The sequence below is a fragment of the Kribbella alba genome, from assembly GCF_039529635.1.
In the GTDB taxonomy this organism is placed as follows: domain Bacteria; phylum Actinomycetota; class Actinomycetes; order Propionibacteriales; family Kribbellaceae; genus Kribbella; species Kribbella alba.
Genome location: NZ_BAAANE010000007.1, coordinates 98,805 through 121,153 on the forward strand (window position 1 = coordinate 98,805; position 22,349 = coordinate 121,153).

Sequence of the window (22,349 nt, forward strand, 5' to 3'; positions counted from 1 at the left end):
ACCGCGTGGACAAAAAACGTCGCACCCTGACCAGAAAACTCGGAAGGATGGCAGGAGATCGGCAGAACGAGGCGCGCCAGTGTCGCTGCGGTGGCGGCGAACGGCTCGGACAATGAAGGAATGACCCAGCAGACCATGATCGCCCGCGCTCTGATGGTGCTGGTGTTCGCCCCTGCGGGCGGCCTCTTCGGAAAGGCGGTCGCCGAGGCGGCGGGCGGCCATCACTGGTGGAGGTGGCTCGTCGCCGCACTGGTCTGGCTGGTCCTGTTCGGACTGGTTTCGGTGGCGGTGTCGAACCACTTCGACGAGCACAGATAATGCTCCGATGGCCGCCGCGTTGCACCACCTCGAGATCTGGGTCCCGGACCTCTTCCGGGCGATGACCAGCTGGGGCTGGGCCCTCGGCCGGCTGGGCTGGAAGGAAGGTGACAGCTGGCCCGGCGGATTCAGCTGGACCAGTCCGGATGGTTCGTACCTCGTCGTGGAGCAGAGCCCCGCGATGTCGGCGCCCGACCACGACCGCCTCCGGCCGGGCATGAACCACGTTGCGCTGAACGCGGCAAGCCGGGCCGAGGTCGACACGATCGTTGCCGAGGCAGGAAAGAACGGCTGGACCTTGATGTTCGCCGACCGCCATCCGTACGCCGGTGGGCCGCGGCATTACGCCGCGTTCCTGCACAACGAGGACGGCTACGAACTCGAGATCGTGTCGCCCTCGGACTAGGCCGGCAGATGAGACTTTGTCGTGGCTGGAGTGACACGTGGGGCTGCTGGTGTGACATGGTTGGTCGGAACGGTCGCGGGGCAAGTGTGGAAGGACGGTGCTCGTGACGGCGAAGCCTGACGGGGAAAGCATGCCCGGACCGGTTTCTCCGGAGATCCTGGAAGCGCGGATCCGCGGTCTGCAGTACGCACTCGGCCAGTTGCTCGAGAACGCACGTCAGCTCACCCGGGGCGAGCACCAGCGCGCGGTCCAGTTGCACCGCCAACTCCAGGAGCAGACGGCCATCGCCCGGCGCGAATCCCGTGGCCTGGTTGAGGCCGCGACCGCCGAGGCACTCGCCACTTCGGAGCCCGCCGCGCGTCTGCTGGCCGACCGATTGGCGCCTGGCCTGGCCTCGATCCCGCCGAACGACGCCCGCTGGCGCTCGAGGCATCTCGTCGGCGCCGGCGCCCCGTCGTACGTGCGGGTCGGTGAGTTGGAGGCCGGTACGCCGGTCGTCGCGCCGCTGTTGCGCACCAACGGCTGGAAGGTGACGGCGGATCGCAATGCATCCGCGCGGCAGCTCCTGCAGAGCGTGGCGCTGCGCCTGGTTGCCGCGGCCGAGCCGTTCCGGCTGCGCATCGACGCGTTCGACCCGCGACTGACCGGGATGATGGGGCTGCTCGGGCACCTGACCACGAAGTACCCGCAATTGGTGCCGAGGGCAACACATACCGCCGAGCAGTTGCATACGGTGCTGTCGGGGCTCGTCGACGTCTCCTCGCTCCGTGCCAGCAGGCAGGCGCAACTGGGCCACAAGCGATTCGAGGAGCTCATCCGAGAGACGGGGCGGGTGACCGACCCGTACAGGTTGATCGTCCTCTTCGACTACCCGTCAGGCATCGACACCCTCGCGCAGCGCGACCTGGTCCGGCTGGCGGCGACCGCGGCGGATCGGGGGATCTGCTTCCTGGTTCATCACGACCCCGCCTCGACGTCGGAGTACGAGGTCGACGCGAGGCAGTTGCTCGAGCTGCTCACGCCGGTCACGATCACGGGCGACAAGGTCGAGGTGTCCACCCTGCAGAGCGTGCCGGCCCGGCTCGATCCGCCGTTCGACGCGAATATTGCCGCAGGCATCTGTGATGTCGTCGCCGAGCTGGCGGAAATCGCGGTGCTGCCGACCATCGAGTTCAACCGGACCCTGCCGGACCGCACGACCTGGTGGCATCCGGTCAAGGACGAGTTGAGCACGGTCATCGGGTACGACGACCGCACCCCCGCGCTGGTCCGTCTGCGCAGCGGCAACCCGGCGCTTCCGCATGTCCTTGTCGGGGGCGCTGTCGGGCAGGGCAAGTCCAATCTGCTGCTCGTCCTGATCCACGGGCTCGCCGCGCGCTATCACCCGGCGGATCTGGAGATGTACCTGCTCGACTTCAAGCACGGCGTCGAGTTCTCGGCGCTCGGCCCTGCCAATGAGCGTGAGCACTGGCTGCCGCACGTTCGCGTGCTGGGCATCCACAGCGACCGGTCGTTCGGGCTTGCGGTGCTGCGGCATCTGTCGGACGAGCTCGCCCGGCGCAGCGAGATTTTCAAGTCGCACGGCAACGTCGCCGACATCGCCGAGCTGCCCCCTGGGCCGGATCGCCCGCCGCGCATCCTCGCAGTACTGGACGAGTTCCAGGTGTTGCTGGAAGACGACGACGAGCTTGCTGATGAGGCTGCGCGGTTGCTCGAGCGGTTGGTCAGGCTGGGACGTGCCTATGGCGTGCACGTCGTGCTGGCGACGCAGACGATCGAGGGCGTCAAGCGGCTGTCGACACGGCGCGACTCGATCTTCGGGCAGGTGCCCTACCGGATCGCGCTGAAGACGACGCCGGCCGACTCGCAGGCGATCCTGCGCACGGGCAACACGGCCGCGGCCGAGCTGCAGTTCCGCGGTGAGGCCGTGCTGAACGCGAACTTCGGATCACCTGACGACAATCAGCACGTGCTCGTCAGCTTCGCGGACAAGGGCGTACTGGACGATCTTCGCCGCGAACTATGGGTGAGATCCGGTACTACGAGGCCGCCGCGGGTGTTCCACCTGGCAGAGCCGGCGAGGTTGCCCGACACGGCCGCGGCAATGGCTCCTGAGCTTGGGCGGCCGTGGACGGGGTTGCCGATCGCCGTCACGGAGGCGCCGGTCGCCGTGGAGGTTCGCCCCGAGCCGGGCGCCGGCGTACTGGTGCTCGGTGATGGTCCGGCGGATGCGCTCGGTGTGTTGACGGGGTTGGCCGTCTCCGCGGCGGCGGCCGCCGTAGTGCCGCCAAGATTCATCTTCATCGACGGCACCGGCTCCGCGCCGGTGGTTGCTGAGGGCAAGGATGCGTTGGTCCACGCGCTGCGGCAGCTCGGCTGTGAGGTCGAGACGATCGACAAGCACGAGGAAATCGCGCCGCGGATGTTCGGCCTGCGCGATGCCGTGCGGGACGGACGCGTCGGCGGGGAGACATACCTGCTGGGGTTCGGCTTCCACGGGGTGCCGAAGATGCAGACGCACGCGGAGGGCTTCTTCGAGAGTCCCGCGAACGCGCTGCAGGAGATCGTCCGCGACGGCCCAGCGCAGGGGCTGGTCACCTTCGGCTGGTGGAACCGCCTGCACGTCTGCACCGAACAGCTCGGCTACGGCCGCGCCAATGTGGCCACGCACCTCTTTTTGCGTCACCCGCAGGACGGTGTCCGCGCCGTGTGCGGGCCGCTCGTCCGTTGGGCGTCGGAGCCGCACCGGGGGTTGCTGTGGGACGGACTGCATCCGGAGGCACAGGTCGTCGTACCGTTCGCGCCGCTGCATGTCGACGAGGTCGACCGCTACCTGGAGCTGGTACGCCGATGAAGACCGAGGAGCAGGAGTGGTCCGAGTACGTCCGGGCCCTGCGGCAGGTCGCCGGAGCCCGGGCGGACGCCCAGCAGGCCCAGGACCGGCTGACCGCGAACCGGTCGAAGGCAGAAGCCACGGCGATGGCCGAGGCAGACGCGATGGCCGAGCGCGGCCGCAAGCTGGAGGTCCGGCTCAACGCGCTCGCAGAGAAGGCGGCCGTCAGCCTGCAAAGGGCGGGAGTTCCCCCGGACGGCAAGCAGACCGCTACCTCGATGCCTGCGATCAGAGGAATCACCGACATCGAAGCGGCCGCGGCCAAGCTCACCAAGCAGCTCGGTGAGACCGTCGACCGGTTGGAGGAGGTCCGTGCGAAAGCCCGGGCCGAGCAGGAGCGCCGCAAGCGCCGTACGATCAGCGCCGCACTGGTAGCAGTGGGCTTCGTCGCGGTCTGGGTGATCTCCGGATCGTTGCTGGCCGGGCTGGAGGCCGCCGCGATCGAGGCGGCCACCATGCTCGCCGCATCCCGCGTACTCGGGCTGCCGCGGCTCCCCGGCGCACGGTGGTGGGGCTGGGGTGGTGCGGTCCTGGTGATCATCCTGATGGCGGCCGGGCTGCCCTGGTGGATCGCGATCCTCGTCCCGGTCGTGGTCTCCGGCACGGCGATCGTGCTGCCGAAGAAGAACAAGTCCTAGCCAGGGTTCGCCACAGCACTTCAAGCAGAGGGGCAGTCAGTGTCCGACGTACAGCGGCTCAAGGAACAGCTGCATCAGGTCTCGGCCGAGGCCAAGCAGGCAGCTGGAGGCTTGGCCGGATTCAAGCTCCGCTTCACCCAGCACAGCGCGCAGGTGGAGAGTCTGATCGCCGGTACGGCGACCGGGGTGGATCGCGACATCTCCGAGATCCTGGACGCCGCCGGCAAGGCTGTCGAACAGGCAGCAGAGGCACTGGAGATCGCCTCGGCCGGCTGCAAGAACTACGCCGACCAGATCTGACCACTGATGCCGTCCGACCTGCAGCGAGTCGCCCAGGGGCTGGTCGAGTGCCTGGACGAGGTGCCGCAGGTGGTGCTCCAGCTGCAACGGACGGCCGAACGCTGCCGGGAGAGCGCGGCCCTGGCGATGGCCGCCTCGCAAGGGCGGGCGACCGTCGCCGCGCAGCAACTGGACGCCGCAGCCCGGTCCTGCGAAGCCGCGGCGCACTACCTGTCCATGGCACCCCCGAAGGCCAAGGCCTGGGCCGAGCGGCTGGTCGGTGGTTCGCAGTCGACCGACCGGCCCGACGCTGGATCCGCTGACCGCAACAAGGTGACCGGGGGAGCGGGTGACGTCGCCGATCGGGACGTGTTCGGCCGGATCAAGCGGACCTCGCTGCCGTTCAAGCCGGCCGAAGATGCCGAGGGCAAGGAGCCGCCGGTGATCAAGGTCGCCCGGAAGGCCCTGCAGAAGCTGCGGAAGCAGCAGCAGAAGGATGACGAGGAGCGGGAGCAGCACGAGCCGCTCAAGGTAGACATCGTGGTCGTCGGCGGCGGCAGGGCCGAGGTGGTGGACGAGCGGGACGACGACGAGCGGGACTTCGAGATCAAGGTCGAGCTGGACGAGGCGGCGACCGAACTGCTGAAGGCGATGGAGGAGCACGGCAAGCGCAACTGGCGCGAGGCGTCCCTGACCATCGACCAGGACCGGGTCACCGCCACCTTCACCTACGACGACCTGCCGGGGCTCAGCCGACCCACCGTCATCGACGTGGAGCTTCCGGAGCCCTCGAGCGGCCAGCAGGCGTCCGAGCCGATCGACGTACCGGAGATCGACGTACCGGAGATCGACGTGGAGATCACACCGGACTCGCGGGGCTGACTGCGGGAACGTGCAGTCGTGCGAGCGCTCTGGTCGGGTCCGAAAATGTCTCTGCGGAATCGCGTCATGAACCTGTGGGCCGGCCGTCACTACCAGTGAACCCATCCCCACAGGGAAGTGGAAGTGATCGAAGTGAACCGCAGCTCCTCGATGCCGCCGATGGGAACACCGACAGGCCTTCGTACGTCGACCGAACCGACCGGGCGCAGGGTGCACTGATGTCCGACAGCGCTGGTTCTGACCCCACCCCGCCGCCCCGGTCAGGTGCTGGTCCGAAACGCCGCCGCGTCCGAGTGTGGTTCGGGGACCACGTCGTCGCGGACTACCGGGCGGAGGCCGAACTGGCCGACCGCTATGCAGCGGCCATGTCGCGCCGGTTCGCCGGCCTGCGCGTGACCAGTGAACCGATCGCGGACAGCGATCCCACGCCCGGCCGCAGCCTGCCGGGCGAACGGCTCTGGGAGGTAACCCCGAAATGACATCGCGTCGCTTCCGGCTGATCCGCCATCACGACATCTCCGGCGTCAGCGGCACCGGTCCGGTCGCCGAGGGCGTCCAGTTCACCGACGGGGCGGTCGCGCTCCGCTGGTACGGCGACTATCCGACCACCACGGTGTGGGACGGCATCGACTCGGTGATCGCGATCCACGGTCACCAGGGCGCCACCGAGGTCGAGTGGCTCGATCCCGAAGCAGGCCCGGATCCGGAGCTGAAGGTGCGCACCGATCTGCCCCCGCGGCCCTGGCCCGACCTGCACGCGGCTCCGGAGCCCGAACCCGACCCGGACGAAGAGCCGGCAGCCGGCAACCAGCCCCATCACTGACCCAGACCACGACCGGATCCGGCGCCGCGGACCCGGTCTGACCCCGAGCGGGCCGCCGTCACTCCTCCCTCCGGCGTCGGCCCGCTCGACCACCTAGTTCTTGGTTCCCTGCACCTGGAGCAGGTCGAGGTTGTAGAACGTCGGCGCGCCGTCGCAGAGCTCCATCATCTTGGCGGCGAACTCGCTGGTGTCGGAGCGCTTGGAGTTCTCCATCGCGGCGTCGTACGAGTCGAACTCGACAATCGTGAAGTAGCGCCCGGGGTTGTCCCGGTCGGCGCAGGTCATGCCGCGACCGGGCACGGCGCTGTCGTTGTCGGCCTCGCGTGACTTTTGGAACTCGTCACCCAGTGCCGCGACCTCGTCCGGCTTGGACGTCCGATACTCGATGATCTGAACGAAACCAGCCATTTTTCCCCCTAGGTAGTAGTTGCCTTATCTACCGACAGTGCGCCTGCCTGGCTCGGCCCGCAAGGGTCTGTGGCGCGGGTTGACGCGGTGCCCGCGAGACGCCACGAACTGTGTCCGGCGTCTGCCCTCGGCAGAGCCGATGGGTTTTGTCGCAGCGGCCTGCTTGGCTGTCTCCGTGGACATTCTGATTCTTGGTGGAACGGCCTGGCTCGGTCGCGAGATCGCCGCGCAGGCGCTGGCTCGCGGACATGCCGTCACCTGCGTGGCGCGAGGCGAGAGCGGCTCTGTGGCCGAAGGAGCCACCTTGGTCACGGCTGACCGCAGCCGGCCGGACGCGTACGCCGGCGTGCCGGAGCAGGAGTGGGACGCCGTCTTCGAGGTGTCGTGGCAGCCAGGGTTCGTGAGGGGTGCACTGGATGCCTTTGCGGGGAAGGCCAAACACTGGACGTATGTGTCGTCCGGCAACGCCTACGAGAAGTTCGATACGCCTGGCGCGGATGAATCGGCACCGCTTCGGGCTGCGACGGAGGCGGACACGGTCGACCGGGAGCTTTACGGCGAGGCGAAGGTCGCGAGCGAGCTGGCATCGGTCGAGGCGGTGGGGGATCGTCTGGTCATCGCTCGGGCAGGCCTGATCGGCGGCCCGGGCGACAGCAGCGACCGGGCGGGGGCTTGGGTGGCTCGCGCGGCCCGAGCGCCGGAGGAGGTGCTGCTGGTGCCGGACACCCCGGATCTCGCGACCTCGGTGATCGACGTCCGGGACCTCGCGGCATGGCTGCTGGATTGTGCTGAGGCCGGTCGGACGGGGACCTTCGATGCCGTCGGCCCGGTGGTGCCGTTCGGGGAGTGGATCGAGCTGGTCCGGTCGATCGGCGGTCACACGGGGCCTGTTGTCCTGGCGCCGCGGGACTGGCTGGAGGAGCAGAAGGTCGAGCAGTACATGGGGCCCGAGTCGATCGCGATGTGGTTGACGGAGCCGGGCTACGAAGGCTGGTCGAGTCGCAGCGGGCAGGCGGCGGTGGCCGCCGGCTTGAGGCATCGGCCGCGGGACGAGTTCTTGCGCGACACCTTGGCCTGGGAGCGCGAGCTCGGCCTGGACCGCGAACGCAAGGCCGGTCTCAGCCCTCAGCGTGAGAGGGAGTTGATCGAGTCCTTGGCCGAGTGATCGTGGCAGGGTGGGTGGCATGCGTCTGGTGCTGATCTCCGACACCCACCTTCCGGTCCGCGCGAAGAAGCTCCCGGCCGCCGTCTGGGAGGCGGTCGACCAGGCCGATGTGGTGATCCACGCCGGCGACTGGGTGCACGTCGAACTGCTCGACGAGCTGGAAGCGCGCGCGGAGCGGTTGATCGGGTGCTGGGGCAACAATGACGGAGCCGAGCTGCGGGCGCGGCTGCCCGAGGTCGCCCGGGTCAAGCTGGACGGGGTGTCGATCGCGGTCGTGCACGAGACCGGTTCTGCCAAGGGCAGGGAGGAGCGCTGCGAGCGGGCGTACCCCGACGTGGATCTGCTCGTGTTCGGCCACAGCCACATCCCGTGGGACACGACGACGCAGCGAGGGCTGAGGCTGCTGAACCCGGGCTCACCGACGGATCGTCGGAGTCAGCCGTACTGCACCTACCAGACCGCCGAGATCACCTCGGGCCGGCTGGAGAAAGTTGCCCTACACAACCTTTGATCCCGCGAGCGCGAGTCGCCGGTGAGGAATCACCGGCGCGCGGGCGACCCGCAGTACCGACTAGGCGTTGGCTGCTTCCTTGACCCGGGTCTTGATGCGGTCACGGACCTCTTCCGGCGTATAGGCGCGACGCTTGCGCTCGCCCCGTGCGATCACCACACCGGTTGCCGCGACTCCGACAATCCCCGCCAGTCCTACAACCTTCCATGCCTTCATGAGCACTAACCTAGCGACGTGGAGACGCGGATTTCGCTGGATGATGCTACGGAACTGACACGAACAGGTGACATTTGGTTGTTCCGGGGTGAGAGTGCGGCCGATCGCGCAATTCAGCTCACTACCAACAGCCCCGTCAACCACGTCGGTATGGCGATCGTGCTCGAGGACCTGCCGCCGCTGATGTGGCACGCCGAGCTCGGTCGATCCCTGCCGGACATGTGGTCGGGGGAGCACCAGCGCGGCGTACAGCTGCATGACCTGCGCGACGCGGTGCTCGTGTGGTCCCGCAGGTACGGCCAGCGCGCCTGGCTTCGGCAGCTCGAGTACCCGATCACCCACGAGACCGAAGACGCCGTACTGCGAACTGTCGCGCGCCTGGACGGTACTCCGTTCCCGTCGACGGCCCGGCTGGCATCGCGCTGGCTGCGCGGGCGGATCCCCAAGTTCCGCCGCGGTGAACGCGAACTGGAACTGGAGAGCGCGTACTGCGCCGAGGTGGTTGCCGTCACTTACGAGGAGATGGGGCTGCTCCCCGGCGGTCGACGGCTCAACTGGTACGACCCGGGCCGCTTCTGGAGCGGGGATGACCTCGAGCTGACCGGTGGCGCCAAGCTCGGCGAGGAGATCGCCATCGACATCCCGGTCGAGGAATCAGGAAGCGCGGGCTGACACGGTCGTCCGCCGGGCTCGCATCCACAAGATGACGTCGAGCGTGCGGAGCGAGGAGATCGTCGGGTCGAGCTCAGCCGCCTTGTGGGCGCGGATCAGGTGGTCGCGGATCTGAGGAGTCAGGGCGGACTGCAGGGACATCCACCAGTCCGCGCCCTTGCCGAGATCGACCAAGCCCCGCACCTGCGCGTCGTACATGGGAATCAGCCTCGGGCGTTTGCGCGCCAGCAGTTTGTGCGCGGTCACCCAGGCTGTTCCGTGCTCGCCGCCGTTCCAGGCCATTGCGCGGAGCTTCGTGAAGAGCTGGAAGGCCGCCGACTTCGGGCCGAGGTGTGCCCTCGACGCGGACCAGAGGTCAACGTCGGCCGGGATGTCGGTCAGGAGCGCCGAGATCTCCGCTGCGTCCGTCCCGAGCAGCCGGGCCGAGACCGTGATCGGGAGCCGGACGCTCACCGCTGAGAGGGCAACGATGTCGTCCGAGGTGAGCCGGTTCCTGTTGCGGTGTTGTTCTTCCGGCGTGCCGATCCGTTCGAACCAGCGGCCCGTGTAGCTCGAAGGACCGTCCTGGTAGTAGGTCCTGAGGTCTTGGATGGCCTGCGGGTCTGTGACGAACTGCAGCAGCCGGCCGGACAGGCCGGTGTCGATGGTGATTTGCATGTCGCTCCGTGCCAGTGCTTTCCGCGGTTTGGTGGTCAGTACCACAAACCCGTAGTACCGCTGACCGGCCGCTGCAGATCCGGCTCGAAGCCAGGGGTCTGCGGGCAATTGGGCGTGCTCGGCTGACTCATGTGGTTGCCTCCGGTTCGCGCTCGCGCGCAGGGTCGATGCGCGGCGTCTTCGCGGCGTTTCCCCCCACGCATACGGCCTATCGATCGTTCCAATGCGTTCGTTACAAAGAGTTGCCGATCGGTCTGGCTCTGGAGCGAGCCGGTTCCCGGTCGCGGAAACTGTCGGTGCGCCGTGATTGGCTTGCTACGCGTTGGAGCCGGGCTCGAGTTGGAGGAGGCGCTGGGGATGTATGCCGTCATCGACACCGAGACCACTGGCCTGCTGCCGGGGCAGCGGCACCGGGTGATCGAGATCGCCGTCGTGCTGCTGGACGCCCAGGGCCGGTTCGAGCACGAATGGGTCACCTTGCTGAATCCTCGGCGCGACCTCGGCCCGCAACACATCCACGGGATCCTGACGGCCGACGTGCTGGCCGCGCCGGAGTTCGCCGACGTCGCCCGGCACTTGGGCCGGCTGCTCGCCGGGCGGATGGTTGTCGGCCACAACGTGGAGTTCGACCTCGGGTTCCTCCGGGCGGAGTTCGCGCGCCTCGGCTTCGCAGTACCGCTGATCACTGAGCGGTCGATGTGCACGATGGCCCTGGCGGGCTATCTGTATCCGGGCGCCAAGCGAACGCTCGGCGCATGCTGCACGGCGGCCGGGATCTCCTTGGAGGGTTGGCATTCGGCCCTTGCGGACACCCGTGCAACGGCCGAGCTCTTCAGCCGGTATTTGCAGGCATTTCCTTCACCGCCGCCCTGGCAATGGGCGTACGACGAGGTCCGCGGGCTGAGGTGGCCCGAGCTGCCGGGTGCCGAGTTCACGCCGACGGTCCGACCTGTTCACGCAGCTGGTCGGCATGGCTGGATGAGCCGGCTGGTCGACCAGTTGCCCCGGGTGCCGGAGCCACCGCAAGCCGATTCGTACTTGGCCGTGCTGGACATGATCCTGGCCGACCGCGAGATCAACGCCGCGGAGGCGGACCAGTTGGTGCACGTCGCGACAGATCTCGGGTTGACGCGATCACAAGTGGACAAGCTGCACCGGTACTACGTGGAGGCGCTCGCGGCGGCCTTGTGGAGCGACGGCGAGGCCGAGGTCAGCAGCGACGAGCGGAATGACCTCGACCGGGTTGCGGTGATGCTGGGTCACCGGGCCACGGATGTGGACGAGGCGCTGTTGCGGGCCAGCGATGGTCGCTACCAAGTCCCCACGCGCCCTGGTGCGCAGGGATTTCCGCCCGGCAGCACGATGGTCTTCACCGGCGACATGGTCGAGCCGCGCGAGCTTTGGTGGGACCGCGCGGTGGCGGCCGGCTTCAACCCCCAGGAGGCGGTGCGCCCCGACACCACCTTCGTAGTGGCAGCCGACGCGGACAGCCTCTCGGTCAAGGCCCGTGCGGCCCGCTCCTACGGCATCCCCATCATTGCGATCGAGGATTTCCGCCGCCTGTTGTTCAACTCCGAACAACAGAGGGCGAGCTGACGCGCCCGGGCGACACACCGGCCTGCTCTGCGCCTTCGTCCGAAAGGAGGCGAAGACCTACGGCACCTGCCGGTTGGCCGAAGGCGCGGAGGTTGCCGGCCGCCGGGTCCTGATCGTCGAGGACGTAGTCACCAGCGGCGGCCAGATCATCCTGTCCACCAAGGAACTGCGAACCCTCGGCGCCGACATCCGCGAAGCCCTCTGCGTGATAGACCGCCAACAAGGCGGCGAAGCCTCCTTGGCCGCGGCCGACATCACCCTTGTCTCACTCCTGACCTCCACAGCCCTCCGCCCAACCCACTAGCACCTTTGCCTCCGCGGGCTCCGCGGGCCCGGCGTGCGCCAGCCAGCGAAGGCGGCGGCTGGCAGCTTCTTCGACCGCTGGCGGCTTGCAAGGCGCCAGTCGTCGGAAAGCCTGCCAGCGGCCAGCGGACAGCGGGCGCCAGCCGAATTCCCGCCCTGCCCTTACGCGAGGTCCACGCCCACGGAAGCACCGGCGTTACAGCTGCTCCTCCTCATCCTCGTCGTCACCTTCGCGGCGTTCGATTTCGAAGCGGAGGGTCTTGCCGGAGCGGATGCGCTCGACTGCTGCCAGGCAGGCCGCGTCGCTCATGTGTACGCCGATCTCGCCGAGCTTGTTGCGCAGGACGAGTGCGGCGTCCTCCGCCGACCGGGAGCTCGACTCGTTGATGGCCTCGATGGTGGTGGCGGTGAGCTTCTCGCGAATGTCCGGGTGGACCTGGTGGATCTCGTGGGTGATTCTGAACTCCGTCATCGTGCCCTCTCCCGGTTCTGACAGCCTGCCCCGTGGCTCTGCGCCAAGCGTAGTCATCGCGGGCCGTTATACGAGTACCCGATTGACGAAAGTCTCCAATCGTTCTTCGAGCCGATCGGCGCGGACCTCGGGTGGGGCGGTCTCACCTTGAGGGACCTCGACGTCGCGCAGCCCGCGGATGTAGAGGGAGCACGCCAGATCGGCGCAGATGTAGGTGCCGACGGTGTTGCCCGCCCGTCCGGCCGAACCGGCTCGCCGAGCCGCGAACAACGCGACATCAGTGATCTGGTGGGCGGTATGGCAGAGGTCGCACAAGCCGGTACCGCGCCGCGGCCTACCCGTCGCGGCCGTGTTCAGGGCGATCCCGGTCACCTCGGCGTCCCGACGTACGACGAGGTACGCGCGGGCGGGCGCCTTCGGGTCGCGCCAGCCGAGGTAGTCCAGCGAGTCCCACGCCAGGTCGGCGAAGTCGCGCGGGAGCGTCATCGCCTTCACCAGGCTCTTGGACGAGTTGACGAAGGAAGTCCTGATCTCCTCCACGCTGAGCGGCAGCACTGTGGTCCTCCGAATCGGTCGGCGACCACCCACCCAACCCGCCGGCCAGGATCGTCGCAACTCAATAACTGGTTGCCTCAGGCAATCAGCTGCGCGCGCGGGACGGCCAACTGATCCCGTCGCGACCTGCTCGATCATCGCATGCCGGCCGTACCGGCCGCCGTCGAGGCGATGGCCCCTGCGCGGCGGACCCGGCTCCGGTATAGGCCGGTCCGGGCGGCTTCGGGAGGGATGTGTTCGTTCTCCGCTATCCGGTGAATCCACGTGTTTGGGGCTGGACGGAATGCCGTCGGGTCTGCCAGGTTTGAAGATACAAAGTTCAACTATTTCCAGGAGGCGGACTGTCATGACTACTGGGTACTCCGAGCTGACCGGTGACTACACCATCGACCCCGCGCACAGCCGGATGGGTTTCGTCGCGCGGCATGCGATGGTGGCCAAGGTGCGTGGGTCGTTCGACGACTTCGAGGGCACGTTGCACATCGACGGTGAGCACCCGGAGAACTCCTACGGGCGGGTGACGATCCAGGCCAAGAGCATCGATACCCGCAACGACCAGCGTGACGAGCACCTGCGCAGCAACGACTTCCTCGACATGGCCAACAACCCGGAGATCACCTTCGTCTCCACGTCTGTCGAGCAGACTGGTGAGAACACTTTCAAGGTCACCGGCGATCTGACCATCCGCGGCGTCACCAAGCCGGTCACCATGGACTTCGAGTTCACCGGCAGCGCGGTCGACCCCTACGGCAACGTCCGGATCGGCCTCGAGGGTACGACGGTGCTGAATCGCAAGGATTGGGGCGTCAGTTGGAACGCCGCGCTCGAGGGCGGCGGCGTATTGGTGAGCGAGAAGATCACCCTCGAGATCGAGGTCTCCGCAATCAAGAACGCCTGAATCAAGATCGCCTGATGGGAGCTGACCCCTTCGCGGGCACCCGTGGGATCCGCGTGGCCTCTAGTCGCGCGGTCCCGGGTCGGCGTGGATCACCTCTGTGGCGATGGAGTTCGGTGCTCCGGGTTCGTCGCAATGGGATCACGATCGGGGGTGCAGGATGTTCAGGCCTGGATCGTCACAGTTGGTGCTGACAGACTTTCTGTGAGTGCCGGGCTAGGTCCAGGGGGTCCGCCGATGATCGACACCAGACTCCGTCGATGGTTCCTGCCGTTGCTGGGTCGGCGACGCCGCGGCCGACGCTCGCCCGAGGCGTTTCGCCCACGCAGTACGAGTTCCAGGGTGAGCCGGCTGGCGACCCGGTACGACGCTGAGGTGGATGAGGCGCTGAAGCGACTCTGGCCGAGGGCGCGGGTCTATCACGATCGCGAGTTCACCCGGGATCGGGCGGACTTCCTGCTGGTCGTCCGCGGGCGCGGCATCATGATCGAGACGAAGGTGAAGAGCGATCCCGGGGTGTTTCGTGGATCAACCCTGCCGCCGCTGCTCGATCGACTGCAGCGCGACGGCCGGCGACTCGTCGTGCTGCTCAACCAAGGTGATCCCACGCCCGCCCGCGAACTGGTCGCCGCCAGGCTCGGCGGGAAAGCCCGAGTCATCGTCTGGTCCGGCCCCGGCGACGACGCCGACCTCCGCGACGCCGTAGAAGCCCTCATCAGCATTGAGAGCCGCCACCCCTGAGCGCCGGGAAACAGACAGCGCGGAGAGCCCGGGTGGTGCTGCTCTCCGCGCTGCGAGTTGGCTCCGAGCCGCGAGGTGTGCCCGGAGATGGGCAGCGGTCGGAGTCGTGGTGGCCCTCTACTGAGGGAGTCTGGTCAGCATTTCTGCGGTGTGGTGCGGCCGCCGTCGACGACCCAGCGGCCTTGCTGCTGCTCGACCCGCATCTCGTCCAGCCAGCGGGTGGGCGTCTTCGCCGGTAGTGCGCTCTTGCCCTTGGCGTCGACGGTGCTGGCCAGTTTGGTGTCGTAACAGGCGCGCACGATCACGCCGTTCGAAACCAGGGTGCGCTTGGCCCAGACGACGGTGGTGACGCCCGTGTTGTGCAGTCGGTTGGTGCGGTAGTACTTCGCTTGCTGGCTGATCGAGCGGTACAGGCTCGGTGTCATCACCGGGATCAACTGCTTGGTCGACTTGCCGCCGCTGCGCATCATCACATCAAGTGCGATGCGGTAGCTGTAGTACGCGTTGACGATCGGGTCGTCAGAACTCTGCGCGCCCCCCGGCTGACCGGAGCCGCCCGCGGCCACGGCATCAGCCACATCGTGCTTGGACGCCTTCGTCGCACCAGGTGACGACGCGGCCACATCGGTCGATTCGTCACTGCCGCAACCGGCGAGCATCAGGACCGGGATCAGCGTGGCGGTCACCGCCAGGTTCCGAATGCGCATTTTGTCCGAACCTCCTTCGGGGCGCGGCACTGCCGCTCGCACCCACCGGCACTGACCGTGTAACGCTGAGACACGGACCGTGGTCACTGTGACCTAGATCACAGTCGATCCCAGACTTGGGTTGGAGGACTCAGCTGAACCGGATCCTGACCAGACTGAACTGCGGCGCAGCTGATCGAAACGGGCGGAGGTGGCCGGTGGACGGGTTGGAGCGGTTGCGAGGGATTTGTCTGAGCCTGCCGGAGACCACTGAGCGGCTGAGTCATGGCGAGCCGACGTGGTTCGTCCGGGACAAGAAGACGTTCGTGATGTTCGCGGATCAGCACCACGATGATCGGACCGGCTTTTGGTGTGCCGCGCCGGAGGGTGCCCAGGAGGCTCTGATCGCCGCCGATCCCGAGCACTTCTTCCGGCCGCCCTACGTCGGTCATCGCGGCTGGCTCGGCGTCTACCTCGACGTCGACGGGGTCGACTGGGACCAGCTCGAGGACATCGTCGAGGACGCCTACCGCCAGGTCGCGCCCAAGATCCTGATCGCCCGTCTGGACCAGGACTGACGGACAGATCGCGACTGACCTGTTCATCGCGGCTGTTCCCTGAGAGCGAGCAGGGCCGGTGGCAGCTGGTCGAGCCAGACGTCCTCGAAGTCGTCGCAATCATCGTCAAGCACGTCGGGACTGTCATCCTGAGCGGGACGGCCGCCGGGATCGCTGAGCCAGGCGGCCTGGGCGTCATGGCGGCAAGGCATGGCCGTTCGATACGTCGCGGCCGACAGGAGGAGCACCGTCAGCTCTCCGGGAGTCACGCCAAGCCGGTCCGCATCCCGCCGCAACGCCGAGACCAGCGCCCCGGGCACGTCGGCCAGCACCAGGCGCTGCCCCTCACGAACGCCCTCGACCGACTCCACCGGCCAGTTCCGCGCCCACCGCTCATCACCGAGCTGCAGCACCTCGTCCAGAGGCGGCAACGGTTCGACCAGCAGATCGGGGACCTCCGCCAGGGCACGAAGCATCACCTTGCCGAGCGTGTGATGGCTATGCCAGTGGTCCAGGTCGTCTGCAGCCATCAGATGCCGGCGAAGCACAAGGCGCAGTCGCTCGACCGCGTCGCTCGTGCGGGCAGGCTCGTCTCCCACAGTTTCGACCGACAGGCGCCCGTCCCTGAACCGGAAGGCGAGCAGCGCATCGGCGGGCACCTCGGGCAGCCAGTCCGGCGGACCGCACCAGCCGCCGAACTCCCCGAGCGACGAGGTGACAGCCCCGCCCGCGGTCAGCGCGAGCGAGCCCTCGTGCACGAGCACCTGGTCGAGCACCGCCAGCTCCGGGCCGGCGAACAGCACCTGTCTGCCCTTGGTCGCGAATCGGACGCGGTGGGTCAGGGCGACGCCGTCCAGCATCCGCCGGGCTGAGTCGAACCGGCCGTCCGGCAGTTGCACCATGATCGGCGACTGGCGCAGCGCGGTGCGGATCGTGGTCACCGGATTGATGGACTTGGTCAGGCCGGCGGCGCGGACCCGCTGACCGAGTTCTTCAGCGGGCAGCGGTCCGGACTTGTTGATGAGGTCGGAACAGAAGACGACGATTCGTTTGCTCATGCCAGGGAAAGTACGAGTCGAGGGAGCCCGAACTCCCCTTGTCCACAAGAGAGTTTCAGTTGGGCCAACGCGACCTGCGTCTGCGGCGGCTCCGAGCATCAGCAGAGCCAGGCAGCCGGGCAAACTACGCCGATAGGGTGGCGCGGTGAGCGAGAGCGAAGCGGTCCCGGCGAAAGGCATCGGCGACAGGCTCGCGATCGCCCTGTCCTTTGTCAGTTCCGCCTCCGTGCTGGTGCTGGAACTCGTCTCACTGCGCCTGGTGGCGCCGTACCTGGGCCTGACGCTGGAGACGAACACGGCGGTCATCGGCGTCGCTCTGGCTGCGATCGCCACGGGTGCCGCGTTCGGCGGACGGTTCGCGGATGCCGTGCCGCCGACCCGATCGCTGGGACCGTTGGTGCTCGTCGCCGGCGCACTGGTTCTGCTGATCCTGCCCATCGTGCGGTGGACCGGTGAAGCCGTGCGGGGCGGGGACAGCAACCTGCTGTTCTTCGCCGTGACCATCACTCTGTTCTTCCCGGCCGCCCTGCTCGCCGCGGTGACGCCGATGGTGACGAAGCTCAGGCTGTCGACGCTGGCGCAGACAGGGACGGTCGTCGGCAGACTGTCGGCGTACGCGACCGTCGGGGCGATCGTGGGCACCGTGCTGACCGGGTTCGTGTTCGTCGCGAAGGTGCCCACGAGCGTGATCGTGCTCTGGCTCGGCGGTCTCCTGGTGGTGGGCGGCGCCGCGCTGACGGTCTACTTCAGGGGCTTCAAGGCGGCCACCAGGCCGCTCATACTCGCGCTGATCGGCGCCGGCCTGACCGTGCTGGCGCCAAGGCCGTGCGAGGTCGAGACGGCGTACCACTGCGCTCGCGTCGTGGCGGACCCGGCGCGCGAGGGCGGGCGGACGTTGTACCTGGACCAGCTCAGGCACTCATATGTCGACCTCGACGACCCGACGTACCTCGAGTTCGACTACACCAAGAACCTCGCGGCGGCGATCGACGCGCGCTGGCCGGCCAAGGAGCCACTCCGGGCCCTGCACATCGGTGGCGGCGGTCTCACCATGCCGCGCTACCTGACGGCGATCCGGCCAGGCACGCAGAACAGGGTGTACGAGATCGACCCCGGCGTGATCGAGGTCGACAAGGCCGAACTGGGCGCGAAACCCGGCCCCGACCTCGACCTGCGGATCCGCGACGGGCGACTCGGCGTACGGTCCGAGCCGGACGACAGCCGCAACCTGATCATCATGGACGCCTTCGGGGGAGTCGCGGTGCCGTGGCACCTGACCACTCGCGAGATCGTGGCGGACCTTCACCGGGTGCTCACCCCCGACGGTCTCTACACGGCCAACATCATCGACTGGGGCCGGCAGGCGTTCCTCAAGGCGGAGATCCGCACGGTCGCGGCCGAGTTCGCGCACGTGGCGGTGATCTCCAAGGCGGACGACCACAGCGGCGGCAATTTCGTCCTGGTCGCATCCGACCAGCCGATTGACGCGGCAGCCATTCGGGGCCTCACCGGGGCGCGGGCCAGTGTGCTCGCGGACGCCGCTGAGGTGCGGAGTTTCGTCGGCGACGCGCCGCTGCTGACCGATGACTACGCGCCGGTAGATCAGCTCCTGACGCCCTACCGGCAGTGAGCCGACCTGAGACGCGCCACCCCGGGAGTTGTGGTCGAGCCCGAAGGCTTGTTGCATGTGCACATGCACCCACGCGCAGGCCAGCCCGCTCAGCCCGAGGATCTCGTCGACGTCGACGCGCTGCTCGCGGCGTACGAGGGGATCACGCCGGACGTCGAGAACCCCGCCCAGAAGGTCGTCTTCGGTACGTCGGGCCACCGCGGCTCGAGCCTCGACGGCGCCTTCAACGAGGCGCACATCCTGGCGATCACCCAGGCGATCTGCGAGTACAGGGCAGGTGAGGGGACGACCGGCCCGCTGCTGGTCGGCCGGGACAGCCACGGCCTGTCCGAGCCCGCCTGGCGGACCGTGCTGGAGGTTCTCGCGGGCAACGAGGTGCAGACGCTGGTGGACAGCGCCGACCGGCTGACCCCGACGCCGGCCGTGTCGCACGCGATCCTGCGCCTGAACCGTGGTGCGGGCGCCGGTGCCGACGGCATCGTCATCACCCCGTCGCACAACCCGCCGCGTGACGGCGGCATCAAGTACAACCCGCCACACGGTGGCCCCGCGGATTCCGACGCCACCGGCTGGATCGCCTCCCGGTCGAACCAGCTGATCGCCGACGGGCTGCGCGAAGTGCGGCGCAAGCCGTTCGAGGCGGCCCGCGCGCAAGCGGGGGACTACGACTTCGTCGGGCACTACGTGGACGATCTGCCGTCGGTGCTCAACCTCGACGTGATCCGTTCGGCCGGGGTCAGGATCGGTGCCGACCCGCTCGGCGGCGCCAGCGTCGATTACTGGGCGGCGATCGGTGAGCGGCACGGGCTCGACCTGACCGTGGTGAACCCGCGACTCGACCCGACCTGGTCGTTCATGACGCTCGACCACGACGGCAAGATCCGGATGGACTGCTCCTCGCCGTACGCGATGGCCTCGCTGGTCGCCCAGAAGGACCGGTACGACGTGGCCACCGGCAACGACGCGGACGCGGACCGGCACGGCATCGTCACGCCCGACGCGGGGCTGATGAACCCGAACCACTACCTCGCGGTCGCGATCTCCTACCTGTTCGGGAACCGTCAGTGGGGTCCGGACGTCGCGGTCGGCAAGACGCTGGTGTCTTCCTCGCTGATCGACCGGGTGGTCGCCGATCTCGGTCGCAGGCTCTGGGAGGTGCCGGTCGGGTTCAAGTGGTTCGTGCCGGGCCTGATCGACGGCAGTGTCGGCTTCGGCGGCGAGGAGTCCGCCGGTGCGAGCTTCCTGCGGTTCGACGGCAGCGTCTGGACCACGGACAAGGACGGCATCCTGCTCGCGCTCCTGGCCAGCGAGATCACCGCGGTGACGGGGGAGACCCCCTCGCGGGCCCATGCGAAGTTGGTGGAGAAGTTCGGCGCCTCGGCGTACTCGCGGGTGGACGCGCCGGCGACCCGCGACCAGAAGGCGAAGCTGTCGGCACTTTCCGCGGACGCGGTGACAGCGACCGAGCTGGCCGGGGAGCCGATCCTCGACCGGCTCACCAGTGCCCCGGGTAACGGCGCGCCAATCGGCGGACTGAAGGTCACCACTGAGTCGGCGTGGTTCGCCGCGCGGCCGTCAGGCACAGAGGACCTGTACAAAATCTACGGCGAGTCCTTCAAGGGCAGCGACCACCTGGAGCAGGTCTTCGTGCAGGCTCGCGAAGTGGTCTCCGGCGCCCTCGAGAACTAGCGCACGAAGGCGTCGACGAGGCGGTCGAGGTCGGCGGTGGGGTCGCTGGTGAGGCCGCTGTGGATAGGGCTGGGATGGACGACTGTACTGCGGGGCGCCGCGAGCCAGCGGAATCGTTCACCGATGCGGGTGGCTGCCGCCGGGCCGCCGTCGGGGTCACCCGCACAGATCTGGCGGATGTGCTCCAGCGAGGCGCACACCACGTCCACGTCGACGGCCGGGTCCAGCGCCTTCAACCGGTCCGGGTCGACGTCCCAGGCGGCGCCTAGAAAGTCCAGCGAGCGGCAGTAGAGCACAGCGCCGACGTTGACGAACTCGCCCCGCTGGATCCGCGGAGCCGCGCGCAGGATGACGTAGTCGAAGGGCACCAGGTTCACCGTGCACCACCCGGCAGCCAGGCGGAGCGGTCGGCCAGCCGGGCCGTGAGATGGCCCAGATACCGATCTCGGTCGCCCTCGGCGATCCACTCGTCGGGGACCAGACCGATCGCGTCGACGAGCAACTGCGGGGTGATCGCCGCGGCTAGCTCTGCATCGATACCGGGGACGGCTGGGGCCACGTCCGCGAACACGTGGTCGGCCGCGTCGTACGGGAGTGTGGTGAACCTCTCCGCGGACATCCAGGAGTGGTGGAAGTACAACGCGGCTCCGTGGTCGATCAGCCAGAGGTCCTTGTGCCACACGAGCAGGTTGGTGTTGCGCCAGGAGCGGTCCACGTTCGCCACGTAGGCGTCCAGCCAGAGGATGCGGGCCATGGTGGTGTCGTCGGGCTTGCCGCTGGAGCCGTCGTACCCGAACGAGCCCGGCAGGAAGTCCACGGCGAGGTTGAGTCCGGCGCTGCGGATCAGCAGTTCCTGGATCTCGTGGTCCGGCTCGGACTTGCCGATCGCCGGGTCGAGCTCCATCAGTTTGAGCTCGGGCACCCGCAGTCCGAGCCGGCGGAACAACTCGCCGACGATGATTTCCGCGACCAGCGCCTTCGGTCCCTGACCGGCGCCGTGGAACTTCAGCACGTAGGTGCCGAGATCGTTGCCCTCGACAACTCCGGGCAGTGATCCACCTTCGCGCAACGGCAGCACGTACCGGGTGGCAGTGACGATCGGCAGACTCACGCCGCAACCCTAAGGGTGCGGTTTCCCCGCCGCTGCGCCCGGGTACCGGCGGGACCTCAAGGAGAGGACCTGAGTTGACCCTGCCGTCCATGGGTGTTGAAGAAGAACTGCTCCTGATCTCGGCCAGCGGCATGCCCATGCCGCAGAGCAAGGCCGTCGCCGCGGATGCTGTGGACATCGACGTGGATATCGACGTGGAGCTGGAGCTGACCAGGGCGCAGGTCGAGATCAACACGCCTGTCTGCACCACCTCTGCCGAGTTGCTCGGGCACCTGCAGCGGCTGCGCTCGACGCTGGCAGCGGCGGCCGCCGAGGAAGGCGGCCGGCTGTGCGCCATCGCCGCGCCTCCGACTGGTGCGGCCGAACAACTGGTGACCAACAAACCGCGCTATCGGGAGATGGCGGCCCGCTATGGTCTGCTGGCCCGCGAGCAGGCGGTCTGTGGTTGCCACGTGCACATCGACGTTCCGGACAAGGAGGCCGCCATCCGGGTCAGCAACCACCTACGGCCTTGGATGCCGACACTGCTCGCTCTGACGGCCAACTCTGCGGTCTACCTGCGGGCCGATACCGGCTTCTCCAGTTGGCGGTCGATCATGTGGAGGCGCTGGCCGTGCTCGGGCCCACCGCCGTACTTCGAGTCCGCTGAACACTACGACGCCCTGGTCGCGATGCTGCTCGAGTCGGACAGCATCATGGACGAGCGGATGGTCTATTGGGACATCCGGCCCTCGACGCACCTCCCGACGGTAGAGATACGTGTCAGCGACGTTCCGCTGACCATCGAGGAGACCACGCTGCTCGCCACGCTGATCCGTGCGCTGGTGATGACAGCCCTTGCCGACGGAGGCTTGGGGCCCAAGCTGGAGCCGGAGGTACTACGAGCCGCCTACTGGCTCGCCGCTCGCGACGGGCTGGAGGCCGACGGGTTCGATGTTCTGCACGCTCGGCCGATCCCCATGACGCAGGCAGTGGACTCGTTGGTGGATCATGTCGGGCCCGCGCTCGAATCGCTCGGGGAGACCGAGAGAGTGGACGAGACCGTGCGACGCATCATCAGTGAAGGCAACGGAGCAGCCAAGCAGCGCAGAGCCTTCCGTGAGGGCGCGGACATCATCGCCCTCACGGAAGTGAAGCCCTAGCCCCGAAAAGAGGCCGACTGGTGAGCGCCCGGTGTCGCCGGGCGCT

General features: G+C 68.0%; 28 protein-coding genes. 19 read left to right on the forward strand and 9 right to left on the reverse strand.

Annotated features, from left to right (window positions below; all coding sequences use genetic code 11):
- The first annotated feature begins 120 nt into the window (after positions 1-120).
- From ABD210_RS18475 to ABD210_RS18510, 8 genes are all read left to right on the forward strand, one after another.
- Positions 121-318 (forward strand): hypothetical protein, encoded by a 198-nt coding sequence (locus tag ABD210_RS18475; protein WP_344112882.1) that lies wholly within the window; start codon positions 121-123, stop codon positions 316-318.
- A gap of 7 nt (positions 319-325) precedes the next feature.
- Entirely contained in the window at positions 326-724 is a 399-nt protein-coding gene (locus ABD210_RS18480; RefSeq protein ID WP_344112884.1) for a VOC family protein, read from the forward strand.
- A gap of 103 nt (positions 725-827) precedes the next feature.
- Entirely contained in the window at positions 828-3,578 is a 2,751-nt protein-coding gene (locus ABD210_RS18485) for an FtsK/SpoIIIE domain-containing protein (RefSeq protein WP_344112885.1), read from the forward strand.
- Positions 3,575-4,255 carry a hypothetical protein gene (locus ABD210_RS18490; RefSeq protein ID WP_344112886.1) on the forward strand — a complete coding sequence of 227 codons (681 nt, stop codon included), beginning with the start codon at positions 3,575-3,577 and terminating at the stop codon, positions 4,253-4,255. Before ABD210_RS18485 ends, ABD210_RS18490 begins: the two co-directional genes overlap by 4 nt.
- A 39-nt stretch (positions 4,256-4,294) precedes the next feature.
- Complete coding sequence (locus ABD210_RS18495; RefSeq protein ID WP_344112889.1) at positions 4,295-4,555, forward strand: hypothetical protein; 261 nt, start codon at positions 4,295-4,297, stop codon at positions 4,553-4,555.
- A gap of 6 nt (positions 4,556-4,561) precedes the next feature.
- Positions 4,562-5,416, forward strand: coding sequence for a hypothetical protein (locus tag ABD210_RS18500; protein WP_344112890.1), 855 nt, complete (start codon positions 4,562-4,564; stop codon positions 5,414-5,416).
- 218 nt (positions 5,417-5,634) lie between these two features.
- A complete protein-coding gene (locus tag ABD210_RS18505; RefSeq protein ID WP_344112891.1) occupies positions 5,635-5,895 on the forward strand; it encodes a hypothetical protein in 261 nt (86 codons plus the stop codon).
- Positions 5,892-6,239 carry a hypothetical protein gene (locus tag ABD210_RS18510; RefSeq protein ID WP_344112892.1) on the forward strand — a complete coding sequence of 116 codons (348 nt, stop codon included), beginning with the start codon at positions 5,892-5,894 and terminating at the stop codon, positions 6,237-6,239. Before ABD210_RS18505 ends, ABD210_RS18510 begins: the two co-directional genes overlap by 4 nt.
- Before the next feature lie 93 nt (positions 6,240-6,332).
- On the opposite strand, the gene ABD210_RS18515 is transcribed toward ABD210_RS18510, so the two are convergent.
- Positions 6,333-6,647 (reverse strand): antibiotic biosynthesis monooxygenase family protein, encoded by a 315-nt coding sequence (locus ABD210_RS18515; protein WP_344112893.1) that lies wholly within the window; start codon positions 6,645-6,647, stop codon positions 6,333-6,335.
- Between the two features lie 175 nt (positions 6,648-6,822).
- Here ABD210_RS18515 and ABD210_RS18520 point away from each other — a divergent pair, with 175 nt between their 5' ends.
- A complete protein-coding gene (locus ABD210_RS18520) occupies positions 6,823-7,812 on the forward strand; it encodes an NAD-dependent epimerase/dehydratase family protein (RefSeq protein WP_344112894.1) in 990 nt (329 codons plus the stop codon).
- Between the two features lie 19 nt (positions 7,813-7,831).
- A complete protein-coding gene (locus ABD210_RS18525; RefSeq protein WP_344112897.1) occupies positions 7,832-8,323 on the forward strand; it encodes a metallophosphoesterase family protein in 492 nt (163 codons plus the stop codon).
- 60 nt (positions 8,324-8,383) lie between these two features.
- Here the strand turns inward: ABD210_RS18525 and ABD210_RS18530 are convergent, their stop codons facing one another.
- The gene (locus ABD210_RS18530; protein WP_344112899.1) at positions 8,384-8,539 is read right to left on the reverse strand and encodes a hypothetical protein; all 156 of its coding nucleotides are present in this window, start codon (positions 8,537-8,539) and stop codon (positions 8,384-8,386) included.
- 150 nt (positions 8,540-8,689) lie between these two features.
- Between ABD210_RS18530 and ABD210_RS18535 the strand changes: the two genes are divergently transcribed.
- Positions 8,690-9,211: a hypothetical protein gene (locus tag ABD210_RS18535; protein ID WP_344112900.1), complete on the forward strand. Its 522-nt coding sequence runs from the start codon at positions 8,690-8,692 to the stop codon at positions 9,209-9,211.
- On the opposite strand, the gene ABD210_RS18540 is transcribed toward ABD210_RS18535, so the two are convergent.
- Positions 9,194-9,868: a DUF6308 family protein gene (locus ABD210_RS18540; protein ID WP_344112902.1), complete on the reverse strand. Its 675-nt coding sequence runs from the start codon at positions 9,866-9,868 to the stop codon at positions 9,194-9,196. The genes ABD210_RS18535 and ABD210_RS18540 overlap by 18 nt on opposite strands.
- A gap of 357 nt (positions 9,869-10,225) precedes the next feature.
- Here ABD210_RS18540 and ABD210_RS18545 point away from each other — a divergent pair, with 357 nt between their 5' ends.
- Positions 10,226-11,464 carry an exonuclease domain-containing protein gene (locus ABD210_RS18545; protein ID WP_344112903.1) on the forward strand — a complete coding sequence of 413 codons (1,239 nt, stop codon included), beginning with the start codon at positions 10,226-10,228 and terminating at the stop codon, positions 11,462-11,464.
- A gap of 73 nt (positions 11,465-11,537) precedes the next feature.
- Positions 11,538-11,768 carry a phosphoribosyltransferase family protein gene (locus tag ABD210_RS18550; protein WP_344112905.1) on the forward strand — a complete coding sequence of 77 codons (231 nt, stop codon included), beginning with the start codon at positions 11,538-11,540 and terminating at the stop codon, positions 11,766-11,768.
- Positions 11,769-11,963: 195 nt separating this feature from the next.
- Here the strand turns inward: ABD210_RS18550 and ABD210_RS18555 are convergent, their stop codons facing one another.
- Together ABD210_RS18555 and ABD210_RS18560 are read right to left on the reverse strand one after the other, a co-directional pair.
- Entirely contained in the window at positions 11,964-12,239 is a 276-nt protein-coding gene (locus tag ABD210_RS18555; RefSeq protein ID WP_344112907.1) for a hypothetical protein, read from the reverse strand.
- Positions 12,240-12,305: 66 nt separating this feature from the next.
- A complete protein-coding gene (locus tag ABD210_RS18560) occupies positions 12,306-12,794 on the reverse strand; it encodes an FBP domain-containing protein (protein ID WP_344112908.1) in 489 nt (162 codons plus the stop codon).
- Between the two features lie 346 nt (positions 12,795-13,140).
- On the opposite strand from ABD210_RS18560, the gene ABD210_RS18565 reads away from it, so the two are divergent.
- Both ABD210_RS18565 and ABD210_RS18570 read left to right on the forward strand, forming a co-directional pair.
- A complete protein-coding gene (locus ABD210_RS18565) occupies positions 13,141-13,692 on the forward strand; it encodes a YceI family protein (RefSeq protein ID WP_344112909.1) in 552 nt (183 codons plus the stop codon).
- 234 nt (positions 13,693-13,926) lie between these two features.
- The gene (locus ABD210_RS18570; RefSeq protein ID WP_344112910.1) at positions 13,927-14,430 is read left to right on the forward strand and encodes a hypothetical protein; all 504 of its coding nucleotides are present in this window, start codon (positions 13,927-13,929) and stop codon (positions 14,428-14,430) included.
- A gap of 134 nt (positions 14,431-14,564) precedes the next feature.
- Here ABD210_RS18570 and ABD210_RS18575 read toward each other — a convergent pair whose 3' ends face one another.
- On the reverse strand, positions 14,565-15,137 hold the full coding sequence (locus ABD210_RS18575; protein WP_344112911.1) for a hypothetical protein: 573 nt from the start codon (positions 15,135-15,137) through the stop codon (positions 14,565-14,567).
- 197 nt (positions 15,138-15,334) lie between these two features.
- On the opposite strand from ABD210_RS18575, the gene ABD210_RS18580 reads away from it, so the two are divergent.
- Positions 15,335-15,694: an MmcQ/YjbR family DNA-binding protein gene (locus ABD210_RS18580; protein ID WP_344112912.1), complete on the forward strand. Its 360-nt coding sequence runs from the start codon at positions 15,335-15,337 to the stop codon at positions 15,692-15,694.
- Between the two features lie 23 nt (positions 15,695-15,717).
- On the opposite strand, the gene ABD210_RS18585 is transcribed toward ABD210_RS18580, so the two are convergent.
- On the reverse strand, positions 15,718-16,731 hold the full coding sequence (locus ABD210_RS18585; protein WP_344112913.1) for a hypothetical protein: 1,014 nt from the start codon (positions 16,729-16,731) through the stop codon (positions 15,718-15,720).
- 145 nt (positions 16,732-16,876) lie between these two features.
- On the opposite strand from ABD210_RS18585, the gene ABD210_RS18590 reads away from it, so the two are divergent.
- Complete coding sequence (locus ABD210_RS18590; RefSeq protein ID WP_344112914.1) at positions 16,877-18,361, forward strand: fused MFS/spermidine synthase; 1,485 nt, start codon at positions 16,877-16,879, stop codon at positions 18,359-18,361.
- A 63-nt stretch (positions 18,362-18,424) separates the two neighbouring features.
- Positions 18,425-20,050: a phosphoglucomutase (alpha-D-glucose-1,6-bisphosphate-dependent) gene (gene pgm / locus ABD210_RS18595; protein WP_344112915.1), complete on the forward strand. Its 1,626-nt coding sequence runs from the start codon at positions 18,425-18,427 to the stop codon at positions 20,048-20,050.
- Here pgm and ABD210_RS18600 read toward each other — a convergent pair.
- Positions 20,047-20,427 (reverse strand): DUF3037 domain-containing protein, encoded by a 381-nt coding sequence (locus ABD210_RS18600; protein WP_344112916.1) that lies wholly within the window; start codon positions 20,425-20,427, stop codon positions 20,047-20,049. The two genes, pgm and ABD210_RS18600, sit on opposite strands and share 4 nt — an antisense overlap.
- Complete coding sequence (locus ABD210_RS18605; RefSeq protein ID WP_344112918.1) at positions 20,424-21,161, reverse strand: HipA family kinase; 738 nt, start codon at positions 21,159-21,161, stop codon at positions 20,424-20,426. Before ABD210_RS18605 ends, ABD210_RS18600 begins: the two co-directional genes overlap by 4 nt.
- 89 nt (positions 21,162-21,250) lie before the next feature.
- Between ABD210_RS18605 and ABD210_RS18610 the strand changes: the two genes are divergently transcribed.
- A complete protein-coding gene (locus ABD210_RS18610; protein WP_344112920.1) occupies positions 21,251-22,303 on the forward strand; it encodes a carboxylate-amine ligase in 1,053 nt (350 codons plus the stop codon).
- The last annotated feature ends 46 nt before the right edge of the window (positions 22,304-22,349 follow it).

What these genes read in the sequence shown, in the direction of transcription:
- ABD210_RS18490 (WP_344112886.1), top strand. Translation starts at nt 3,575, where the DNA reads ATGAAGACCGAGGAGCAGGAGTGGTCCGAGTACGTCCGGGCCCTGCGG.
- ABD210_RS18540 (WP_344112902.1), bottom strand. Translation starts at nt 9,868, where the DNA reads ATGCAAATCACCATCGACACCGGCCTGTCCGGCCGGCTGCTGCAGTTC.
- ABD210_RS18525 (WP_344112897.1), top strand. Translation starts at nt 7,832, where the DNA reads ATGCGTCTGGTGCTGATCTCCGACACCCACCTTCCGGTCCGCGCGAAG.
- ABD210_RS18565 (WP_344112909.1), top strand. Translation starts at nt 13,141, where the DNA reads ATGACTACTGGGTACTCCGAGCTGACCGGTGACTACACCATCGACCCC.
- ABD210_RS18500 (WP_344112890.1), top strand. Translation starts at nt 4,562, where the DNA reads ATGCCGTCCGACCTGCAGCGAGTCGCCCAGGGGCTGGTCGAGTGCCTG.
- ABD210_RS18515 (WP_344112893.1), bottom strand. Translation starts at nt 6,647, where the DNA reads ATGGCTGGTTTCGTTCAGATCATCGAGTATCGGACGTCCAAGCCGGAC.
- ABD210_RS18530 (WP_344112899.1), bottom strand. Translation starts at nt 8,539, where the DNA reads ATGAAGGCATGGAAGGTTGTAGGACTGGCGGGGATTGTCGGAGTCGCG.
- ABD210_RS18480 (WP_344112884.1), top strand. Translation starts at nt 326, where the DNA reads ATGGCCGCCGCGTTGCACCACCTCGAGATCTGGGTCCCGGACCTCTTC.
- ABD210_RS18555 (WP_344112907.1), bottom strand. Translation starts at nt 12,239, where the DNA reads ATGACGGAGTTCAGAATCACCCACGAGATCCACCAGGTCCACCCGGAC.
- pgm (WP_344112915.1), top strand. Translation starts at nt 18,425, where the DNA reads ATGCACCCACGCGCAGGCCAGCCCGCTCAGCCCGAGGATCTCGTCGAC.
- ABD210_RS18510 (WP_344112892.1), top strand. Translation starts at nt 5,892, where the DNA reads ATGACATCGCGTCGCTTCCGGCTGATCCGCCATCACGACATCTCCGGC.
- ABD210_RS18585 (WP_344112913.1), bottom strand. Translation starts at nt 16,731, where the DNA reads ATGAGCAAACGAATCGTCGTCTTCTGTTCCGACCTCATCAACAAGTCC.
- ABD210_RS18505 (WP_344112891.1), top strand. Translation starts at nt 5,635, where the DNA reads ATGTCCGACAGCGCTGGTTCTGACCCCACCCCGCCGCCCCGGTCAGGT.
- ABD210_RS18545 (WP_344112903.1), top strand. Translation starts at nt 10,226, where the DNA reads ATGTATGCCGTCATCGACACCGAGACCACTGGCCTGCTGCCGGGGCAG.
- ABD210_RS18535 (WP_344112900.1), top strand. Translation starts at nt 8,690, where the DNA reads ATGGCGATCGTGCTCGAGGACCTGCCGCCGCTGATGTGGCACGCCGAG.
- ABD210_RS18610 (WP_344112920.1), top strand. Translation starts at nt 21,251, where the DNA reads ATGGGTGTTGAAGAAGAACTGCTCCTGATCTCGGCCAGCGGCATGCCC.
- ABD210_RS18475 (WP_344112882.1), top strand. Translation starts at nt 121, where the DNA reads ATGACCCAGCAGACCATGATCGCCCGCGCTCTGATGGTGCTGGTGTTC.
- ABD210_RS18575 (WP_344112911.1), bottom strand. Translation starts at nt 15,137, where the DNA reads ATGCGCATTCGGAACCTGGCGGTGACCGCCACGCTGATCCCGGTCCTG.
- ABD210_RS18570 (WP_344112910.1), top strand. Translation starts at nt 13,927, where the DNA reads ATGATCGACACCAGACTCCGTCGATGGTTCCTGCCGTTGCTGGGTCGG.